The sequence below is a fragment of the Gilliamella sp. B14448G11 genome, from assembly GCF_016101765.1.
In the GTDB taxonomy this organism is placed as follows: domain Bacteria; phylum Pseudomonadota; class Gammaproteobacteria; order Enterobacterales; family Orbaceae; genus Gilliamella; species Gilliamella apicola_N.
The window spans coordinates 63126-82488 of the sequence record NZ_JACFPX010000008.1 but is presented as its reverse complement, the minus strand read 5'-3'; the positions used below and the strand labels follow the sequence as shown (position 1 = coordinate 82488).

16 protein-coding genes are annotated in these 19363 nt (G+C 35.7%); 8 read left to right on the top strand and 8 right to left on the bottom strand.

Going from position 1 to position 19363, the window contains the following annotated elements; genetic code table 11:
- The first annotated feature begins 3 nt into the window (after positions 1-3).
- From panF to fis, 4 genes are read left to right on the top strand one after another with little or no spacing between them, the layout of a single operon-like run.
- A complete protein-coding gene (panF, locus tag H3S88_RS07375; protein WP_086318564.1) occupies positions 4-1455 on the top strand; it encodes a sodium/pantothenate symporter in 1452 nt (483 codons plus the stop codon).
- Complete coding sequence (prmA, locus tag H3S88_RS07370; RefSeq protein WP_198228517.1) at positions 1430-2296, top strand: 50S ribosomal protein L11 methyltransferase; 867 nt, start codon at positions 1430-1432, stop codon at positions 2294-2296. Before panF ends, prmA begins: the two co-directional genes overlap by 26 nt.
- A gap of 36 nt (positions 2297-2332) precedes the next feature.
- Positions 2333-3340, top strand: a complete 1008-nt coding sequence (gene dusB, locus H3S88_RS07365) for a tRNA dihydrouridine synthase DusB (protein ID WP_198228518.1) — start codon at positions 2333-2335, stop codon at positions 3338-3340.
- A 7-nt stretch (positions 3341-3347) separates the two neighbouring features.
- A complete protein-coding gene (fis, locus tag H3S88_RS07360; RefSeq protein WP_034883623.1) occupies positions 3348-3644 on the top strand; it encodes a DNA-binding transcriptional regulator Fis in 297 nt (98 codons plus the stop codon).
- 104 nt (positions 3645-3748) lie between these two features.
- Here the strand turns inward: fis and rbsR are convergent, their stop codons facing one another.
- From rbsR to rbsD, 6 genes are read right to left on the bottom strand one after another with little or no spacing between them, the layout of a single operon-like run.
- Complete coding sequence (rbsR, locus tag H3S88_RS07355; protein ID WP_232352535.1) at positions 3749-4732, bottom strand: ribose operon transcriptional repressor RbsR; 984 nt, start codon at positions 4730-4732, stop codon at positions 3749-3751.
- Between the two features lie 24 nt (positions 4733-4756).
- Positions 4757-5686, bottom strand: coding sequence for a ribokinase (gene rbsK / locus H3S88_RS07350; RefSeq protein WP_198228521.1), 930 nt, complete (start codon positions 5684-5686; stop codon positions 4757-4759).
- A gap of 54 nt (positions 5687-5740) precedes the next feature.
- Positions 5741-6628: a ribose ABC transporter substrate-binding protein RbsB gene (gene rbsB / locus H3S88_RS07345; RefSeq protein WP_086309026.1), complete on the bottom strand. Its 888-nt coding sequence runs from the start codon at positions 6626-6628 to the stop codon at positions 5741-5743.
- Positions 6629-6650: 22 nt separating this feature from the next.
- A complete protein-coding gene (gene rbsC / locus H3S88_RS07340; RefSeq protein ID WP_086309025.1) occupies positions 6651-7601 on the bottom strand; it encodes a ribose ABC transporter permease in 951 nt (316 codons plus the stop codon).
- On the bottom strand, positions 7588-9102 hold the full coding sequence (gene rbsA / locus H3S88_RS07335; protein WP_198228523.1) for a ribose ABC transporter ATP-binding protein RbsA: 1515 nt from the start codon (positions 9100-9102) through the stop codon (positions 7588-7590). The genes rbsC and rbsA overlap by 14 nt, the downstream gene beginning before the upstream one ends.
- Before the next feature lie 45 nt (positions 9103-9147).
- A complete protein-coding gene (gene rbsD / locus H3S88_RS07330) occupies positions 9148-9567 on the bottom strand; it encodes a D-ribose pyranase (RefSeq protein ID WP_198228525.1) in 420 nt (139 codons plus the stop codon).
- Between the two features lie 355 nt (positions 9568-9922).
- Here rbsD and H3S88_RS07325 point away from each other — a divergent pair, with 355 nt between their 5' ends.
- The gene (locus H3S88_RS07325; protein ID WP_025316003.1) at positions 9923-10666 is read left to right on the top strand and encodes a YebC/PmpR family DNA-binding transcriptional regulator; all 744 of its coding nucleotides are present in this window, start codon (positions 9923-9925) and stop codon (positions 10664-10666) included.
- Positions 10666-11154 (top strand): crossover junction endodeoxyribonuclease RuvC, encoded by a 489-nt coding sequence (ruvC, locus tag H3S88_RS07320; RefSeq protein WP_065738819.1) that lies wholly within the window; start codon positions 10666-10668, stop codon positions 11152-11154. The genes H3S88_RS07325 and ruvC overlap by 1 nt, the downstream gene beginning before the upstream one ends.
- Positions 11155-11347: 193 nt before the next feature.
- On the opposite strand, the gene H3S88_RS07315 is transcribed toward ruvC, so the two are convergent.
- Together H3S88_RS07315 and H3S88_RS07310 are read right to left on the bottom strand one after the other, a co-directional pair.
- Positions 11348-14560, bottom strand: a complete 3213-nt coding sequence (locus H3S88_RS07315) for an efflux RND transporter permease subunit (RefSeq protein WP_198228527.1) — start codon at positions 14558-14560, stop codon at positions 11348-11350.
- A gap of 19 nt (positions 14561-14579) precedes the next feature.
- Complete coding sequence (locus H3S88_RS07310; protein ID WP_198228529.1) at positions 14580-15776, bottom strand: efflux RND transporter periplasmic adaptor subunit; 1197 nt, start codon at positions 15774-15776, stop codon at positions 14580-14582.
- Positions 15777-16167: 391 nt separating this feature from the next.
- On the opposite strand from H3S88_RS07310, the gene zipA reads away from it, so the two are divergent.
- Positions 16168-17082, top strand: a complete 915-nt coding sequence (zipA, locus tag H3S88_RS07305) for a cell division protein ZipA (RefSeq protein ID WP_198228531.1) — start codon at positions 16168-16170, stop codon at positions 17080-17082.
- 221 nt (positions 17083-17303) lie between these two features.
- Positions 17304-19334 carry an NAD-dependent DNA ligase LigA gene (gene ligA, locus H3S88_RS07300; RefSeq protein ID WP_198228596.1) on the top strand — a complete coding sequence of 677 codons (2031 nt, stop codon included), beginning with the start codon at positions 17304-17306 and terminating at the stop codon, positions 19332-19334.
- Positions 19335-19363: the final 29 nt, after the last annotated feature.

Sequence of the window (19363 nt, the reverse complement as noted above, 5' to 3'; positions counted from 1 at the left end):
AAAATGCATTTAGATATTATTTTACCTCTGGTTATTTATCTTATTTTTGTGTTTGCATTATCAATTTATGCTTATGCAAAACGTAAAAAAGTTAATCAATTTACCGATTATTTTATTGGTAATCGAACCATGGGCGGTTTTTTACTCGCTATGACCTTAGCGGCCACTTATATTAGTGCAAGTTCGTTTATCGGTGGCCCGGGTGCGGCTTATAAATATGGACTGGGTTGGGTATTGTTGTCGATGATTCAAGTGCCTACCGTGTTACTTTCTTTAGGGATTTTGGGTAAAAAATTTGCTATTTTGGCACGTAAATATAATGCGATAACGTTAAGTGATATGCTTTATGCTCACTATAAAAGCAAAATTATCGTTTGGTTTGCCAGTATTGCATTAGTGATTGCTTTTGTTGGCGCTATGACAGTTCAGTTTGTTGGTGGCGCTCGTTTGTTGGAATCGTCAGTTGGCATTCCATATGACATTGGATTACTGATTTTTGGCGTTGGCACCGTTATCTATACCGCATTTGGAGGCTTTCGAGCAAGCATTTTAAACGATGCTTTTCAAGGTTTAGTAATGATTATTGGTGCAATTTTGCTATTAACTGCTATTATTTATGCAGGTGGCGGAATATCAGCGATTATTCATCGTTTAAATGAAATTAATCCAGCACTTTTAACACCACAAGGTCCAGATAATTTTATGGACTTTCCTTTTATGACTTCTTTTTGGATATTAGTCTGTTTTGGGGTGGTTGGGTTACCACATACTGCTGTGCGTTGTATGGCATATAAAGATAGTAAAGCCGTGCATCAAGGCATCATTATTGGTACGATTGTCGTTACCATTATTATGTTAACTATGCACCTATCTGGCGCACTTGGACGAGCTATTATTGATGATTTAACGATACCAGATCAAATCGTTCCAACACTCATTATTAATGTTATGCCGCCATTAGCTGCTGGTATCTTTTTAGCTGCACCATTGGCTGCAATTATGTCTACAATTAATGCTCAATTATTACAGGTTTCATCTGTATTAATAAAAGATCTGTTTTTAAGTATAAAACCCGATACCAATTATAGTGATAAGATATTAACCCGCGCGTCGATCATCATTACCATTATTTTTGGTGGTTTGCTTATTTTAGCAGCTTGGAATCCTCCTGATATGATTATCTGGTTAAATTTACTTGCTTTTGGTGGACTTGAAGCTGTATTTTTATGGCCATTGGTATTAGGTCTATATTGGAAAAATGCCAATGCAACGGGAGCATTATGCTCAATGTTTGCTGGGGCTATTAGCTATACCCTATTAGCTGCTTATAATATTAAAATTTACTCTTTCCATCCAATTGTTCCTTCACTGATTATTGGATTATTTGTTTTTATAATTGCCAACATGTTTGGCAACTCGGGAAAAAATTATGCCTTGGATTCAACTCAGAATTAATACAACTAGCGAATTTGCAGAAGAAATTAGCGAACAATTAGAACAATCTGGTGCGGTATCAGTTACATTTCAAGATACCTATGATAACCCTGTTTTTGAGCCCTTACCTGGCGAAACGAAGCTTTGGGGCAATACGGATGTTGTGGGCCTTTATGATGCTCAAACCAATACAGATGAGTTAAAAGCAATATTAAATCTTGAGCAATATTCTTATAAAATTGAACAATTGGAAGACAAAGATTGGGAACGAGAATGGATGGATAATTTTCATCCTATGCAGTTTGGTCAGCGACTTTGGATTTGCCCAAGTTGGCGTGATGTTCCTGATCCCAATGCGGTTAATGTCATGTTAGATCCAGGTTTAGCATTCGGTACTGGCACGCATCCGACTACTGCCTTATGCTTAACTTGGCTCGAAAGCTTAGATCTGAAAAATAAATTAGTTATTGATTATGGTTGTGGTTCTGGCATATTGGCTATTGCAGCATTAAAATTAGGCGCAAAACGCGTTATTGGTATTGATATCGATCCTCAAGCAATTCAAGCTAGTAATGACAATGCACAACGTAATGGTGTCGATGACAAGTTAGAACTTTATTTAGCTAAAGATATTCCTGATAATTTACAAGCAGATGTAGTTGTTGCAAATATCCTAGCTGGTCCTTTAAAAGAGCTTGAGCCACAAATAAATAAACTTGTGAAATCCCACGGTGAACTGGGCTTATCTGGTATTTTGGCTACCCAATCATCAAGTGTTTGTAGTGCTTATCAAACACATTTTGATTTAGATCCTGTCGTTGAACAAGACGAATGGTGCCGTATCACTGGTAAAAAAAAGTAAAAAATTAACATTACCCCCTTTTAAGTTTGAGAAAAAATGCGTAATATAGCCGCCCTTAATTTGCTAAAAATTGGTGAAATTAAATTAAAAAATAATTTAATTGCTGCACCAATGGCTGGAATCAGCGATAAACCATTTCGTAAATTATGTTATCGATATGGTGCAGGAATGACAGTCTCAGAAATGTTTTTAGCAAATTCAGATGTTTGGCATACTGATAAATCTGCATTGAGAATGATCTCAAATGATGATGTTGGTATTCGGGCTGTGCAAATTGTTGGGTCTGATCCTGATGAGATGGCAAAAGCTGCGGAATTTAATGTCAAACATGGCGCTCAATTGATTGATATCAATATGGGTTGTCCAGCTAAAAAAGTTAATAAAAAGTTAGCTGGCTCTGCATTAATGCAGTATCCAGAACTAATAAAAAAAATTTTGCAAAGAGTTGTCGGTGCAGTTGATGTACCGGTAACATTGAAAACGCGGACTGGATGGAATAAAGATAATAGAAATTGCATAGAGATAGCACAAATAGCTCAAGATTGTGGCATAAAGGCTATTACTATTCATGGACGTACCCGTGCTTGCTTATTCAATGGTGTAGCGGAATATGAGTCAATAAAGGCAGTAAAGGAAAAGGTTACGATTCCGGTTATTGCTAATGGTGATATTCGTACACCTGAACAAGCAAAAGAAGTTTTTCAATATACGCAAGCTGATGCTATAATGATCGGCCGAGCGGCACAGGGTCGGCCTTGGATATTTGAAGAAATTGCATTCTATCTATCACATGGACAGTTAAAAAAAAGTAAAAGTATTGATGAAGTAGAGCAAGTGGTTTTATCGCACCTTGATGAACTTTATCGGCTTTACGGAGAATATAAAGGATTGAGGATTGCCAGAAAGCATGTAAATTGGTATACCAAGGATTATGCTGATAGCGATCAATTCAGGCGCTTATTTAGTGTACTTAGCAATACAAGTGAGCAAGTTAAAACACTAATAGCATTTTTTAGTCAAATTAGAAACAACCAAAAGAGTTAAGAATACTATGTCAGAACAACGCGTTACAGCTGCAGCACTTAAATTTACAACTGTAAATTCGCAGGACCAAATAACACAAAAGCCATTGCGAGATTCAGTTAAACAAGCTTTAAAAAACTATTTATCTCAATTAAATGGTGAAGATCCGACTGATCTATATGAATTAGTGTTAGCTGAAGTTGAACACCCATTCCTTGATATGGTTATGCAATATACACGCGGTAATCAAACTCGCGCAGCAAACATGCTTGGTATCAACCGTGGTACGCTTCGCAAAAAATTAAAACAATATGGAATGAGTTAATTATTCTATTTGATAAATTTACGACATTTTGAAAGCGCCTATTTATTAGGCGTTTTTTATAACAATAAAATAATTAAAAGTGAGTCACAACGTTTTTTGTTTTACTAAGCGGATAAGCGTTTTATCAATATTGGCGTTAATGACCGTTTATGTAATGGCTCTTTAGGATTATGAAATCGATTTATTAACATCTCAACGGCTAATTGACCCAGTTCTTTTTTGGGTTGATGAATAGTAGTTAAAGGTGGTGTCATATATTGTGCGATTTCAATATTATCATAACCAACAATTGCAATATCTTTTCCTGCTTCAAGTCCATTTTGGTAAAGTGCTTGATAAACACCTATAGCCATAGCATCATTAGAACAAAATACAGCTTGTGGAGGTTTAGCCAAACTTAATAAATATTGCATCGCAACAATACCTGATGCAAATCGAAAATCACCTTGCACTTCATAACCATTATGAATGATTAAATTAGCTTCATGCATTGCTTTACGATAGCCTTGCAGGCGCGATTGTGCTTGAGTATTATTTAAAGGGCCTGTAATACAAGCAATATCCTTGTAATTTTTCTCAATTAAATATTGAGTCGCTATAGTTGCACCATAAAAAGAATTATCCTGAATAATATCACACATACCCATTAATGGTGTCCAATCCATCATGACGATGGGCAGTTTGGGATAACGTGTAAAGATCTGTTGTGGGCTTGAATGGCTTTCAGTGCACATGATTAATAAGCCATCAACACGTTTTTGTAATAAATGCTCAATGTTATCAAGCATCCGTTTATGATCACCCTCTGTACTACATAAAATCAAGTTATAACCCAACTCATAACAACTTCGTTCAACGCCTTGAACCACTTCTGAAAAAAAAGGATTATTACTCGTTGTAACTAACATACCTATAGTATAGGTTTTATTACTCTTTAAACTACGGGCTATTGCACAAGGTGTATAATTTAGCTGTTTAATCGCTAATTCAACTTTTTCGCGTACAGCATGGCTAACATAACGATCGTTATTAATCACATGAGAAACAGTAGATGTAGAAACTTGCGCAAGATTTGCAACATCTTTCATCGTAGCCAATGGTTAGATCTCTTTTTACTGATTATGTAATTGAATAAAATTGTCAACCTCTATACGCGTTGGTACTGATGTTTGTGCTCCAGCTTTAGTTACTGACAGAGCCCCTGCAGCATGTGCATATTTGATAGCTTGGCTAAGCGATTTACCTTCTAATAATGCTGTGACTAACATGCCATTAAAAGTATCTCCAGCTCCAATAGTATCAATGGCTTTTACTTTAAAACCATCGATAAGTTCCCCTTTGCCTGAATCACTTACCCACGCACCTTTACTACCTAACGTAATTATGACAATTTTTATTCCTTTATTATGCAAAATAGCCGATGCAGTTTGGGCGTCTTGTTCAGTGACAATTTTTATACCGGTTAAATGTTCAGCTTCGGTTTCATTTGGGGTAATAATATCAATATGATTAAGCAAATCATCGGATAACTTCTGCGCAGGTGCAGGATTTAAAATCACTTGAGTATTATGTCGTTTGGCTAATTTAGCTGCTTGTTCTATGGTTGCTAAAGGTGTTTCAAGCTGCATTAAAATCGCATCTGCCTGTATAATATCATTTTCAAATTCACTTAAATAATCAGGCGTAACTGCAGCATTGGCACCTGCATAAATGGCAATTTGATTCTCGCCTTGAGCATTAACTAAAATGAGTGCAACACCTGTATTTTCGTTTTTGATTGTTGCAACTGAATGGGTATCAATATGATCACTTTTTAATTGCTGATCTATTTTTTTCCCTAATTCATCATCACCAACTGCAGCAATGAATTGTATATTGGCACCTAAACGACCTGCAGCTACAGCTTGGTTGGCACCTTTACCTCCAAATGAAATTTGGTAATCTCTGCCTGCTAATGTTTCACCTGGTTTTGGAAATTCATTAACATTTAAAATATGATCGACATTAACGCTACCCAGTACAATTAGTTTTTTACCACTCATGTAATTCGCTCCAAATTTTACCGCGATAGGACGCAATAATGCGTCCTTAACTCTTTATTTAGTAATTAATTTTAATTCTACAGGAACTTTTTGTTCAACTTTCTCACCTTTTATCACTTTATCAGCGATCTCAATACCCATTGAACCTATTTTTTCTGGTTGTTGTGCAACTGTTGCTGCCATTTTACCTCGTTCTACGGATTTAACTCCATCTTGTGTGCCATCAAATCCAACCACTAAAATATCATTACGCCCAGCAGTTTGAATTGCACGTACCGCACCTAATGCCATTTCATCATTTTCGGCAAATACAGCTTGTAAGGTTGGGTAAGCAGTAAGTAAATTTTGCATGACATTCATACCTTTGGCACGATCAAAGTCAGCAGGTTGCGCAGTTAAAATAATTAATTTATTCACTTGTGCGGATTGAACAAATCCCTCACCACGTTCACGTGATGCGGATGTACCAACAATGCCTTGTAGTTGAATTATTTTTGCATCAGCACCTAGTTTTTCAAAAATAAAATCTCCTGCCATTTTACCTCCAGCAACATTATCGGATGCAATATGGCTAATAACCTCACCTTTTCCGGCTGCTCTATCAAGAGTGATTACTGGGATTCCTGCTTTATTGGCAGCCAAAACGGCATTGCCGACCGCATCTGAATCAGTTGGATTAATTAAAATGACTTTAGCGCCTTTTACGATAGTATCTTCAACATTCGCCAGCTCTTTTGCTGGATTATTTTGCGAATCGAGTACGACTAAGTCATAACCTAATTCATTAGCCTTTTGTACCGCTCCTTCTTTTAGTGTTACAAAAAAAGGATTATTCAGTGTTGAAACAACTAAGGCAAGATTGTCTTTCGCTGAAGCTTGAAAACTAACGGTTAGACTTAAAGTTACAATTGTAACTGCAGTAATAATTTTTTTAAATTTCATAACCCTCTCCAAAAATAAGGAACTATTTATTGGTTTTTTTATCAACTAACACAGCTAATAAGATAACCACCCCTTTTACGATCATTTGATAATAAGCATCTACCCCTAACATATTGAGACCATTATTTAAAAAACCTAATATTAATGCACCAATTAATGTACCTATAATTTTACCTTTACCGCCAGACATGCTCGTTCCACCAAGAACAACCGCAGCAATCGCATCCATTTCATAACCAGTACCAGCAGTAGGTTGTGCCGATGATAGTCTTGCAACTTCAATGGTACTAGCTAATGCGCAAAGTAATCCACTAAGTGCATAAACCGTAATTTTGACTCGATCAACATTAATCCCTGAGAGTTTTGTGGCAGCTTCATTACCACCTAAAGCATAAATATAACGACCTAACCGGGTATATTTTAATAAGTACCATGCAGCAATAAATACCATCGCCATGATGATAATTGGCACAGGAATCGCAAAAACCCGACCAAAAGCAAACCACTCGAAAAGTTCTGAATTATCATTCATGCCTGTCGATATTGGACTACCTTTTGTATAAACCTGTGTTACTCCACGTAATATGAGCATCATAACCAGCGTAGCAATAAATGCTTGTATTTTACCTTTTGCAATGATCAGACCAGAAAAAGCACCTAATAACGATCCTAATGCTAAGGATACGGCTATCGCAATAAAGGGGGAGATATCTGAACCAACTAAAGAAGCCGTGATAGCACCAGCTAAAGCAAAGGTAGAACCTACTGTAAGATCAATACCGGAGGTTAAAATTACTAAAGTCATACCTACCGCAATGATCGCGTTAATGGATGTTTGCTGTAAAATATTGAAAAAGTTATTTAAAGTGAAAAAGTTATCACTTAAACATGAAACAATTGCAATTAAAATAAGTAATGTTACTAATGATTTTTGCTCAATTAAAAAATTCTTGAACGTTTTATTTTGCAACATCGACTCTCTCCTGTGATTTTCCAACGGCAGCAGCCATAAGTTTTTCCTGTGTCGCGTCACTAATTGAAAATTCGCCAGTCACAGTTCCGTCATAAATAACTAAAATTCTATCGCTCATACCTAATACCTCAGGCATATCAGATGAGACTAAGATAACGCTCAAACCCTGCTGTTTAAATTGATTAATCAGTTGGTATATCTCTTTTTTAGCACCTACATCAACTCCTCGCGTTGGTTCATCTAAAATTAAGATACTTGGTCGAGTCATTAATCCTTTAGCAATAGCGACTTTTTGTTGATTACCACCTGATAAGAGCCCAATAATTTGGTTGATTGAGGGCGTTTTGATGTTAAATAAGCTAACAAAATCCTCAACAGCTTGTTGCTCATTTTTAAGTTGTAATTTACCAAACTGATTAGCAAAATAACTCAATGCATTGAGTGACATATTGTCCTTAACAGACATGCCTAAAATCAGTCCATCTCTTTTCCTATCTTCAGAAATATAGACAATGCCATGTTTTAAACCATCTAACGGCGAATTCACTTTTATTGTTTTTCCTTTAAGTATAATAGAGCCAGACTTCGCTGGATTGGCACCATAAATCATTTTCATTAATTCAGTTCGCCCTGCCCCCATTAAGCCTGAAATACCAAGTATTTCACCTTCGTGAAGTTTGAAACTGATATTGTTTACTCCTGTACCGGTTAGATTTTTAACTTGCAGTGTTACCTCTCCATGTTCTTTATTGATGCGAGGATATTGTTCTTCAAGTTTTCGTCCAACCATCATTTCAATAAGGGAATTTTCATCAAGTTGCTCAACTTTCTTTTCGCCAATAAATTGTCCATCTCGCAAAACAGTAACGTCATCACAGATTTCAAAAATTTCTTTTAATCGATGAGAAATATAAACAATTCCACAATTTTGCTGTTTTAGTTTGCGAATAACTTCAAATAATGATGCCGTTTCTGTTTCGGTAAGCGCATCGGTAGGTTCGTCCATTATGATAACTTTGGAATTAAAGCTAAGTACTTTAGCGATTTCAACCATCTGCTGTTCACCTATCGATAACTCACTAATAAGCTTACGACTATCATAAGTTAAATGTAGTTCAGCTAATAATTTGTCAGCTTGATCATATGTTTTTTTCCAATCTATACAGCCAAATTTATTAGTAAACTCTCGACCTAAAAATATATTTTCGGCAATAGTAAGTTGTGGTATTAAATTTAACTCTTGATGAATGATGCCGATACCTGCTTCTTGTGATGATTTTGGTCCTTTAAAATTTACTTTATTGCCTAAGTAAATAATTTCACCCTCATCTTTTGAGTAAATGCCAGTTAACACTTTCATTAGTGTAGATTTTCCGGCGCCATTTTCACCAATCAATGCCATTACTTGTCCAGCTCGAACATTTAAATTTGCGCCTGTTAATGCTTTTACTCCGGGAAAAGATTTATGAATATTAATAAGCTGTAATAAATTATTGTGCATAAATTCCTCATCGCTTAATTAAAACAAACCTTTTTAAAACAACATTTAAAAAATGACACCCGATTGCAAAATAATATTTGCAAATGGTGTGCACTCACCGGTTCTGATAACGGCTTTGCAATGATGCGTTTGTTTTTTTAGCATTTCGTGAGGAAAATAAATAATTTCTATTTTATTGTTCTGAATTTGTTCAATCTGACTGATTCTTTCTATAATTTCTGCCAAAATTTGAGGATTTTTTTCTTTGATTTCTGTGGCAAGTATTACTTTTTCTATTTGCATCTCTTGTGAAATTAATTCGAAAACTTGCATAAATGATGGAACACCATAAGTGAGTGCCAAATCAATTCGTAAGGTCGTATTAGGTATAGGTAAGCCCGCATCCCCGATTGCAATTTGATCAGTGTGCCCCATTTTAGATAGTACTTGGTAAATATCAGAATTAAATAGTTGGCCTTTGCGCATAACAAATCCCTTTTAAAGATAGTTAACAAGAAATATCGAAACGTTTCGATACATAATCTTGTAACGAATAAGAGTTTCTTGCAATGTTTAAAATTCAAACTTGTGATCTCGATCAATATTCATACACGGCATGAAATTCATTTAATGAATCAAACATGAAATAATTTAAGATAATGGTATGATTTTTCTGTTAAATAAAATCATGTTAAAGATGTTATCAATGAAACAATGCGTTGTAATATTTTCAAAATTTTGACTTAACTATTGGTATAACTTATACACATATTGATAATGAATTTTTAGTTAAAGTTTGCTAAAATACACCGATTTTAAATTATTTATCTGGAGATATTTTATGGCAGGTCATAGTAAATGGGCCAATACCAAACACCGCAAAGCAGCACAAGATGCAAAACGCGGTAAAATCTTTACCAAAATTATTCGCGAACTTGTAACTGCAGCTAAACTTGGTGGTGGCGATCCAGCGTCTAACCCTCGTCTACGTGCTGCTATGGACAAAGCATTATCGAACAACATGACTCGAGATACCATGAATAGAGCTATTGCTCGTGGTGTGGGCGGTGAAGATGATACAAATATGGAAACAATCATCTATGAAGGTTATGGACCAGCAGGTACTGCGGTAATGGTTGAATGCTTAAGTGATAACCGTAACCGTACTGTTTCTGAAGTTCGTCATGCTTTTACAAAAACTGGCGGTAATTTAGGTACTGATGGTTCAGTCTCATATTTATTCACGAAAAAAGGCGTTATTTCATACCCAGCAGGTACTGATGAAGATCAAGTAATGGACGCGGCGCTTGAAGCTGGAGCTGATGATGTCGTAACCTATGACGATGGTGCAATTGATGTGTTTACGACACCTGAATCATTTGGTGAAGTTAAAGATGCTCTTGATGCAGCAGGTTTAGTATCAGAAGCAGCAGAAGTATCTATGATCCCAGCAACTAAAGTTGATCTTGATATTGAATCTGCACCTAAATTACTTCGTCTTATTGATATGCTTGAAGATTGTGATGATGTTCAAGAAGTTTATCATAATGGTGAAGTTTCTGACGAGGTTGCAGCAACGCTCTAATGGCCATTATTCTTGGCATCGATCCAGGCTCTCGTTTGACAGGTTACGGAGTAATTCGTCAAACGGGACGACAACTTACTTACCTTGGCAGCGGATGTATTCGTACTGCAGTTGATGATCTTCCTACCCGTTTAAAACGCATATATGCAGGTGTAAGTGAAATTATTTTACAATTCCAACCTGATATGTTTGCTATTGAACAAGTATTTATGGCACGAAATGCCGATTCTGCATTAAAATTAGGTCAAGCAAGAGGTTCAGCAATTGTGGCAGCGGTAAACAATGACCTACCTGTTTTTGAATATGCGGCGCGTTTAGTCAAACAAAGTGTAGTTGGGACTGGTGCTGCCGACAAAAAACAAGTGCAGCATATGGTTAAATTATTACTTAAGTTACCTGCAAGTCCTCAAGCCGATGCTGCAGACGCATTAGCTATAGCCATTACCCATGCTCATATGAGTCAACTATTAATCAAATCGCATAAATAAATCAGTTGTTATATCTTTTCAACGCAAATCACTTTTGGCATAGCAAATAAATAACCATTCTCAAGCTTAATCATTCCTTAAAGGATATTAAACTGAATCATTAATTAAATAATCAATGATAACTTGCATAAAAAAAGCACCAATACTATTGGTGCTTTTAACTTATCTTATATTAATAATTCGTTAACTTTGATTAACTATTTTTGGTATTACTATCATAGTTAGATGGTAAAACGACTTTGTTCTTATGTTTAGTAAACAGTTTGGTTACAAACAAGAAGAATAATGGAACATAGAATATCGCTAAAAATGTTGCCGTTATCATTCCACCGATTACCCCTGTACCTACTGCATTTTGGCTAGCAGATCCAGCACCAGTATTTAGTGCTAATGGTAATACACCCAAAATAAATGCAAATGATGTCATTAAAATTGGACGTAAACGTAAACGACAAGCCTCTAACGTTGCATCAATCAATGACTTACCTTCTCTTTCGAGTGCATCTTTAGCAAATTCCACTATCAAAATAGCATTCTTAGCAGATAATCCCATCGTAGTTAATAGACCTACGATAAAATAAATATCATTATCAAGGCCCCTAAACATGGTCGCATATACGGTACCAATAATACCTAATGGGATAACAAATAGGATTGAAATCGGTACTGTCCAGCTTTCATATAAAGCAGCTAATGATAAGAATACAACAATAAGTGAAATAATATAGAGTGTTGTAGTTTGAGAACCTGTTTGACGTTCTTGATATGAAATATCAGTCCAGTCAAACGAGAAACCTTTCGGTAACTGGTTAGATAATTCTTCCATTACTGCCATAGCTTGACCAGAACTCAAGCCAGGCGCTGCCGCACCACTAATTCCCATTGCAGCTACACCATCGTACCGAACAAGCGATGGAGAACCATAACTTTTTGTTGTGGTTGCAAAAGCATCATAAGGTACCATTTCACCTTTTTGGTTTTTTACATGCCAAAAACTAAAATCATCAGGTAGCATTCGATAAGCCGCATCAGATTGTAAATAAACCTTTTTAACGCGGTTATTGTAAACAAAATCATCAATATAAGCAGAACCTAATGCAGTTGAAAGTACTGTATTAACACTACTCACAGCCACGCCAAGAGCTTGAGCAGTTTCAAAATCCACATTAATTTTATATTGTGGAACATCTAACATACTACCTGGGCGAACTTGCTGTAATTGAGGCTCACGTGCAGCTAGGCTCAATAGTTGGAAAAATGCGCCCATCAAAGCATCATGACCAAGACCAGCCGAATCTTTTAACATATAAGAGAAACCATTGGCCATACCTAGTGATGGTACTGCTGGAACATTGGTGATAATGACACGGCCATCAGTAATCGTTGAAGCAAATCCCCAACCACTGCCAACTAAGGCATCAACTGTTTGATCTGGGCGTTTTCGCTCATCCCAATCTTTTAATCGAATAAAGCCAAGCCCCATGTTCTGTCCACGCCCAACCAGACTAAAACCAGCAACGGTGAAAATTTCTCTCACTGAATCGGCTTTTTGCGTCATATAGAAGTCAGAAGTTTTATTAAGCACGCCCATTGTTTGTTCTAATGTAGACCCTGGTGGTAATTCAACCAGAACAATCAATACTCCTTGATCTTCATTTGGTAAGAAACCAGTTGGTAAACGGTTAAATCCAAATACTAAACCTACAACAATTAAGACATAGCAAATAAATGAAATAACTGGATAACGAATAAATTTAATTACACCTTTCTCATAAACATGCAAACTTTTATTATATATATTATTAAATTTATCGAAAAACCATTTAGTTCCAGCTGAACACCAACTAAATGGCGCTATGGTTACGAGTTTTTCACCAAAAGTTGTTTTCTTAACTTTAGATTTCGATGGTGCTTTTAAAATTTGCGCGCAAAGTGCAGGCGTTAATACAATTGCCATCACAACTGATAGAGACATAGAAGTTACAATTGTAATAGAGAATTGGCGATAAATTCCCCCTGCTGCACCACCATAAAATGCCATTGGTACAAATACAGCTGAAAGTACTACGGCTATGCCAACTAATGCAGAAGTAATTTGTTCCATTGATTTAACGGTTGCATCATAAGGGGATAGACCTTCATCATGCATAATACGTTCAACGTTTTCGATAACTACGATGGCATCATCGACCAGAAGACCGATGGCAAGAACCATAGCAAACATGGATAACGTATTGATAGTAAATCCACAAATATATAAAACTGCAAAAGTACCTAACAATACGACAGGTACAGTAATAGTTGGAATAAGTGTAGAACGAAGATTTTGTAAGAATACGTACATTACGATAACAACCAAAATAATTGCTTCGATTAATGTATGAATTACGTTATTAATAGATAATCTAACAAAAGGAGTTGTATCATAAGGATACGCAAATTTAATGTCTTCCGGAAAAATTTGAGACAATTCCTGGATCTTTTCATCAACTTGTGCTGAAGTATCTAATTGATTAGCGCCTGTCGCCAAATAAATACCTAATCCAGCGGAAGGTTTACCATCATAACGAGAAAGAAAGTTATAGTCAGCAGCACCAATCTCAACCTTTGCCACATCTTTTAATAAAACATTTGACCCATCAGTATTAACACGGACTAAAATATTTTGAAATTGCTCAGGTGTTTTTAAACGTGATTGAGCAGTAATTGTCGCATTAAGTTCTTGCCCTTCCGTTGCTGGTAAAGCACCAAGTTGTCCAGCAGTAACCTGCGCATTTTGCGCTTGAATAGCAGCGGTAATTTCTTCAATAGATAAATTAAAATAGTTCAGTTTGTTTGGATCTAACCAAACACGCATTGCATATTCAGAACCAAATAACTGAGTATCCCCTACCCCTTGCACACGGCGAATAGGATCTTGTACTGTAGAATAAATAAAGTCAGCAATATCTGCTTGAGTTTTTTGAGGGTCAGTGGAGTAGAAACCAATAACTTTTAAGAAGTTAGTATTATTTTTAGCAACTGACACGCCATTTTTTTGAACGCTTTCTGGTAAACGTGATTTAATACTTTCTACTTTATTTAAAACTTGTACCTGTGCAAAATCAGGACTTGTTCCAGGAGCAAAAGTCAAAGTAGTTTGAACCACACCTTGAGCACTACTGGTTGATTTCATATAAATTAAATTATCCAAACCAGTTAAGTTTTGTTCAATTAATTGCGTAACAGTGTTTTCAATAGTTTGCGCATCAGCACCTGGATAAACTGCAGAAACAGTAACAGCAGGTGGGGCAATATCAGGATACTGTTCAACAGCTAGTAGCTTAATACATAAAGCACCGCCCAGCATCATCATGATAGCAATTACCCATGCAAAAACAGGTCTATCAATAAAAAACTTAGCCATAATTAAATCTACCCCTGTTTTATTTTATATTGTTATTGATGATGTTATCTAACTGTTCTTGAGAAAGAGTAGTAGGCTCACCAACAACTTCTGCTTGCATAGTCACACCTGATTCAACGGCAGTCAAATTAAGTAGACCTGTGGTGATAACTTGTTCACCAATATCGATACCGCTAGTCACTACCCAATAACCACTGATTCCTGTATAAACTTTAATATCTTGACGATATTCAACCGTATTATCTGGTTTTAAAATTTTAGCGGTATATTGACCTTTTTGGTTACTTGTAACACCTTGTTGAGGTACTAACACTGCATTTTTTATAGTTCCTAATGTCAATTGAGGTTTAACAAACATACCTGGTAAAATTTTGCTTTCACTGTTAGCAAATTGAGATCGTAGTGTTACGGTTCCGGTTGTTTCATTAACCGTCATATCTGAAAATTTAACATTACCTGGAAGTGCATATTTTGAACCATCATTAAAATAGAGTTCCACATTATTCCCTTTGGCTGGCTCATAAATAATGTTTTCATCTTGTAGATATTTATTATAACGTGTCGCTGCTTCTGTCATATCAACATAAATAGGATCAAGTTGTTGCACTAATGCAAGTGGTGTTGGTTGTCCAGCTGACACTAAAGCCCCTTCAGTCACACTTGATTTACCAATGTAGCCATCAATTGGTGAGTATACTTTAGTATAATCTAAATTAACTTTAGCAGCATGTTCTGCCGCTTGAGCAACCAATACGCTTGCATCAGCTTGTTTAGCATCCGCAGCCGCTTTATCATATTCTTGTTGGCTTATAGATTTTGTATTTAATAGGCCCGCATAACGTTTTAAAGTAAGTTGTGCAATATTAGCATTAGCTTTTGCACTTGCTACACTAGCAACAGCACTATCATAATTAGCTTGATAAATGGCAGGATCGATTTGATAGAGTGATTGCCCTGCTTTAACATCTGAACTTTCTTCAAATTCTCGATTCAAAACAATTCCACTAACTTGTGGTCTTATTTCTGCTATTTGTGATGCAACAACTCGCCCTGGTAGATTTATTTTCAGTGTGTAATTTAAAGGCTCCACTTTAAACACGGTTACCTTAGGCAATTGGCCATTACCATTTTGTGACTGATTATTATCACAACTTGTTAATAACAATAGACTAGTTAATGCCATTGGCAGAGTAAGTAACAGCTTATTAAATCTCATATAAGATAACCTCGGTAACTTAATAATTATTTAGATAACAATGAATTAATTATATTCAAAAGTAACGAGCGATTTTACAAAAAAAATACACAAAATGTAAGTATCTTTACAGGTTAATAGCACAGAGTTCTAAAAACAACAAAACTGGAATATGATCAGAAAAAAATTATATTATTAAATATGATTCTTTTTTTAAAAAAGTATTATAGGCTAATTGATTTTTTGTGCTATAAAAAAGCTAAAATAAAATGCTATACTAATATTATTATGTATAGGAAGTATCGTTCAAGTGGTTTCAATTTACATTTGTTGTACTCCGTCATCATTTTATTCAATTTTTCAATGTTGAATGATTTGACTCTATATTCAATTTAATTCTGAGATGGTTATTATGGATAATTTACGTATTGTTCTAATTGTTGTTGCATCCTTAGTCATTATAGCTCTATTGATTCATGGTTTTTGGATCAATAAAAGGGAACTTTATTCTTTTGGTTCAGAAAAACGGAAAAAAAATCAGACAAATGCCCAACAACTTGAAAATAACTTCATTGATGTAATTGAAGATGATGTAATTTTGATCACTAAAAATAAAAAAAATATTGAAAACCAAGATAATACACCTAAAGAGCCAGTTGAGGAAGTTCCTCCTCAGCAAGAAGAGCTATTTGTAAATAATGATGAAGAACAAATTAATGATGAAACTATCGGTGAATCGAAACCAATTATTAAAATAAAGAACGATTCTTTCGACGATAAAAAATTACAAACAAAAAAACAACCACAGCAAACTACTCAAAATAACGAAGAGAAAACCGATAATAATCCGCAGGCACCAGCAAAAGATAGTAAAACTCAGAAAAGTAGTTTAAATAAATTCGACGAAGACAAAACAGAAATTATCATATTAAATATAAAAGGAATTAATGGTAATTTATTACAAGGAGATGTACTTTTAGCAAGTATTATGCAATCAGGTTTCCAGTTTGGTGATATGAGAATATTTCATCGCCATGTTGATCCCGCAGGTAATGGGCCTGTGCTGTTCAGTTTAGCCAATATGGTCACTCCTGGATACTTAGATCCTGAAACAATGCATGAATTTACCACTCCTGGTGTCTCTATTTTCATGGTTGCGCCTACCGAAGGCAACAACCAACAAAATTTCAAATTAATGCTACAAACAGCACAACGTATAGCCGATGATGTTAATGGTGTGGTTTTAGATGATGAACATCGTATGCTAACACCACAAAAAATTGATAGTTATAAAAATCGTATTAAAAAAGCCTGTAACGAAATTTAATCGCAAAAAATTTCAACAATTCTTTAATAAAATGCCACCAATCCTATTTGGTGGCTAGAAACAAAAATTTATATAATGCAGCTATGAATTGATTTAATAACTGTATACTTCATTAATTAAGCAATTTTGATGATTTTCCTATAAGCTACGTTTTAATTTAAGAGCCCATTATCATGCCACTATCAACTAAAACAGAACATTCAGCTATTCAATCAGATTCGATTGAAGATATCATAGAACAATTGACTTCACTGCGAAATTTAATCAGACATCATGAGTATTGCTATTACGTACTTGATGCTCCAGAGATCCCTGACTCTGAATATGATAAATTAATAAAACAACTGCAAAAGATAGAGCAACAGTTTCCAAATCTAATTACAACTGACTCTCCAACCCAACGAGTTGGCGGTGCGCCTTTAGCCCAATTTGCTTCAATCAAACATGAATTACCTATGCTTTCACTTGATAATGTTTTTGATGAGTCGAGTTTTATTGCCTTTAATAAGAGAATTAAAGATCGTCTTCATCTTAATGAAAACGATGAAGTTGAATATTGCTGTGAACTAAAACTTGATGGTTTGGCGGTGAGTATATTGTATGAAAACGGGAAGTTCTCAAAAGCGGCTACACGTGGCGACGGCGCAACTGGAGAAGACATCACCGCAAATGTAAGGACAATTAAAACCATTCCTTTAGTATTAATTGGTGAAAATATCCCTGCCCGTTTAGAAGTACGGGGCGAAGTATTTATGACTCATAAAGGTTTTGCCAAACTTAATGCTGATGCAGAAAAACGAAACGAAAAAATATTTGCCAACCCCCGTAATGCCGCTGCTGGTTCATTAAGACAATTAGATCCTAAAATTACTGCTAAAAGACCGTTATCATTTTACTGCTATGGCGTTGGTATTATTGAAGGTAGTTTTCTACCTGATACTCACTATGATCGTTTAATGCAATTTAAAGCATGGGGATTACCTGTTAGTGATAAAGTAGAAAAACGACAAGGAGCCCAAGCTGCTTTAGACTATTTTAAACAAATCGGTGAACAGCGTATGTCATTAGATTTTGATATTGATGGTGTTGTCATTAAAGTTAATAGTATTGCACTACAAAATGAACTTGGCTTTGTTGCACGTGCTCCGCGCTGGGCAACAGCATTTAAATTTCCGGCTCAAGAAGAAGTAACACAATTAAATAAAGTGGATTTTCAAGTTGGGCGCACTGGAGCAATTACACCCGTAGCAAGACTTGAGCCTGTTTGTGTTGCTGGAGTTATTGTCAGTAACGCTACACTACATAATAGTGACGAAATAGCCCGATTAGGTATACGGGAAGGTGATTATGTGACTGTACGTCGAGCGGGTGATGTCATCCCTAAAATTGTTGCAGTCTTATTAGATCGAAGACCTACTGATACAAAAGAAATTGTTTTTCCCTCTCATTGCCCTATTTGCGGTTCATTAATTGTTCGAGATGAAGGACAAGCGATTTCACGTTGTGCAGGAGGATTAATTTGCCCAGCACAGCGCAAAGAGGCCTTAAAACATTTTGTTTCTCGACGGGCAATGAATGTAGATGGGATGGGTGATAAAATTATTGAACAATTAGTCGATAAAGATTATGTTAAAACTCCAGCAGATCTCTATAAACTTAATCTGCCTACCCTGTGTTCATTAGATAAAATTGGCGAAAAATCTGCCAATAACTTATTAAATGCGTTAAATGCTTCTAAAAATACCACATTAAGCCGATTTATATTTGCTCTGGGTATCCCTAATGTTGGTGAAGTCACTGCGGAAAACTTAGTTAACCAACTTGGGAGTTTATCGGCAATCGAAAACGCCTCTCTTGAACAACTACAAACAGTAAATGATATTGGTGTGGTTATTGCTGAAAGTATCATTGATTTCTTTCAAGAACCTCATAACCGAAATGTGATTGAGCAATTAACCAATGAAGAAATAAATATTCATTGGCAAGATATTACGCCTCAAGCTCAGACAACGATTGTTGATTCCCCATTTTCAGGTAAAACAATCGTATTAACGGGTACGCTATCGGTTTTAACAAGAGACGAAGCAAAGAATAAATTAAAACAACTTGGGGCTAAAGTGACAGGCAGTGTATCTAAAAATACCGATCTTGTCATAGCCGGAGAAGCAGCCGGCTCTAAGTTAGATAAGGCCCAAGAACTCGGAATTAAAGTCATTGATGAGCAAGAAATGTTAAATTTACTTGCCGAGTAAACATAAAAAATATTGGTTATCGAGGTTGA

Excerpts from the sequence above, each read along its gene's own strand:
- panF (WP_086318564.1), top strand. The coding sequence starts at position 4 with ATGCATTTAGATATTATTTTACCTCTGGTTATTTATCTTATTTTTGTG.
- prmA (WP_198228517.1), top strand. The coding sequence starts at position 1,430 with ATGCCTTGGATTCAACTCAGAATTAATACAACTAGCGAATTTGCAGAA.
- dusB (WP_198228518.1), top strand. The coding sequence starts at position 2,333 with ATGCGTAATATAGCCGCCCTTAATTTGCTAAAAATTGGTGAAATTAAA.
- fis (WP_034883623.1), top strand. The coding sequence starts at position 3,348 with ATGTCAGAACAACGCGTTACAGCTGCAGCACTTAAATTTACAACTGTA.
- rbsR (WP_232352535.1), bottom strand. The coding sequence starts at position 4,732 with ATGAAAGATGTTGCAAATCTTGCGCAAGTTTCTACATCTACTGTTTCT.
- rbsK (WP_198228521.1), bottom strand. The coding sequence starts at position 5,686 with ATGAGTGGTAAAAAACTAATTGTACTGGGTAGCGTTAATGTCGATCAT.
- rbsB (WP_086309026.1), bottom strand. The coding sequence starts at position 6,628 with ATGAAATTTAAAAAAATTATTACTGCAGTTACAATTGTAACTTTAAGT.
- rbsC (WP_086309025.1), bottom strand. The coding sequence starts at position 7,601 with ATGTTGCAAAATAAAACGTTCAAGAATTTTTTAATTGAGCAAAAATCA.
- rbsA (WP_198228523.1), bottom strand. The coding sequence starts at position 9,102 with ATGCACAATAATTTATTACAGCTTATTAATATTCATAAATCTTTTCCC.
- rbsD (WP_198228525.1), bottom strand. The coding sequence starts at position 9,567 with ATGCGCAAAGGCCAACTATTTAATTCTGATATTTACCAAGTACTATCT.
- H3S88_RS07325 (WP_025316003.1), top strand. The coding sequence starts at position 9,923 with ATGGCAGGTCATAGTAAATGGGCCAATACCAAACACCGCAAAGCAGCA.
- ruvC (WP_065738819.1), top strand. The coding sequence starts at position 10,666 with ATGGCCATTATTCTTGGCATCGATCCAGGCTCTCGTTTGACAGGTTAC.
- H3S88_RS07315 (WP_198228527.1), bottom strand. The coding sequence starts at position 14,560 with ATGGCTAAGTTTTTTATTGATAGACCTGTTTTTGCATGGGTAATTGCT.
- H3S88_RS07310 (WP_198228529.1), bottom strand. The coding sequence starts at position 15,776 with ATGAGATTTAATAAGCTGTTACTTACTCTGCCAATGGCATTAACTAGT.
- zipA (WP_198228531.1), top strand. The coding sequence starts at position 16,168 with ATGGATAATTTACGTATTGTTCTAATTGTTGTTGCATCCTTAGTCATT.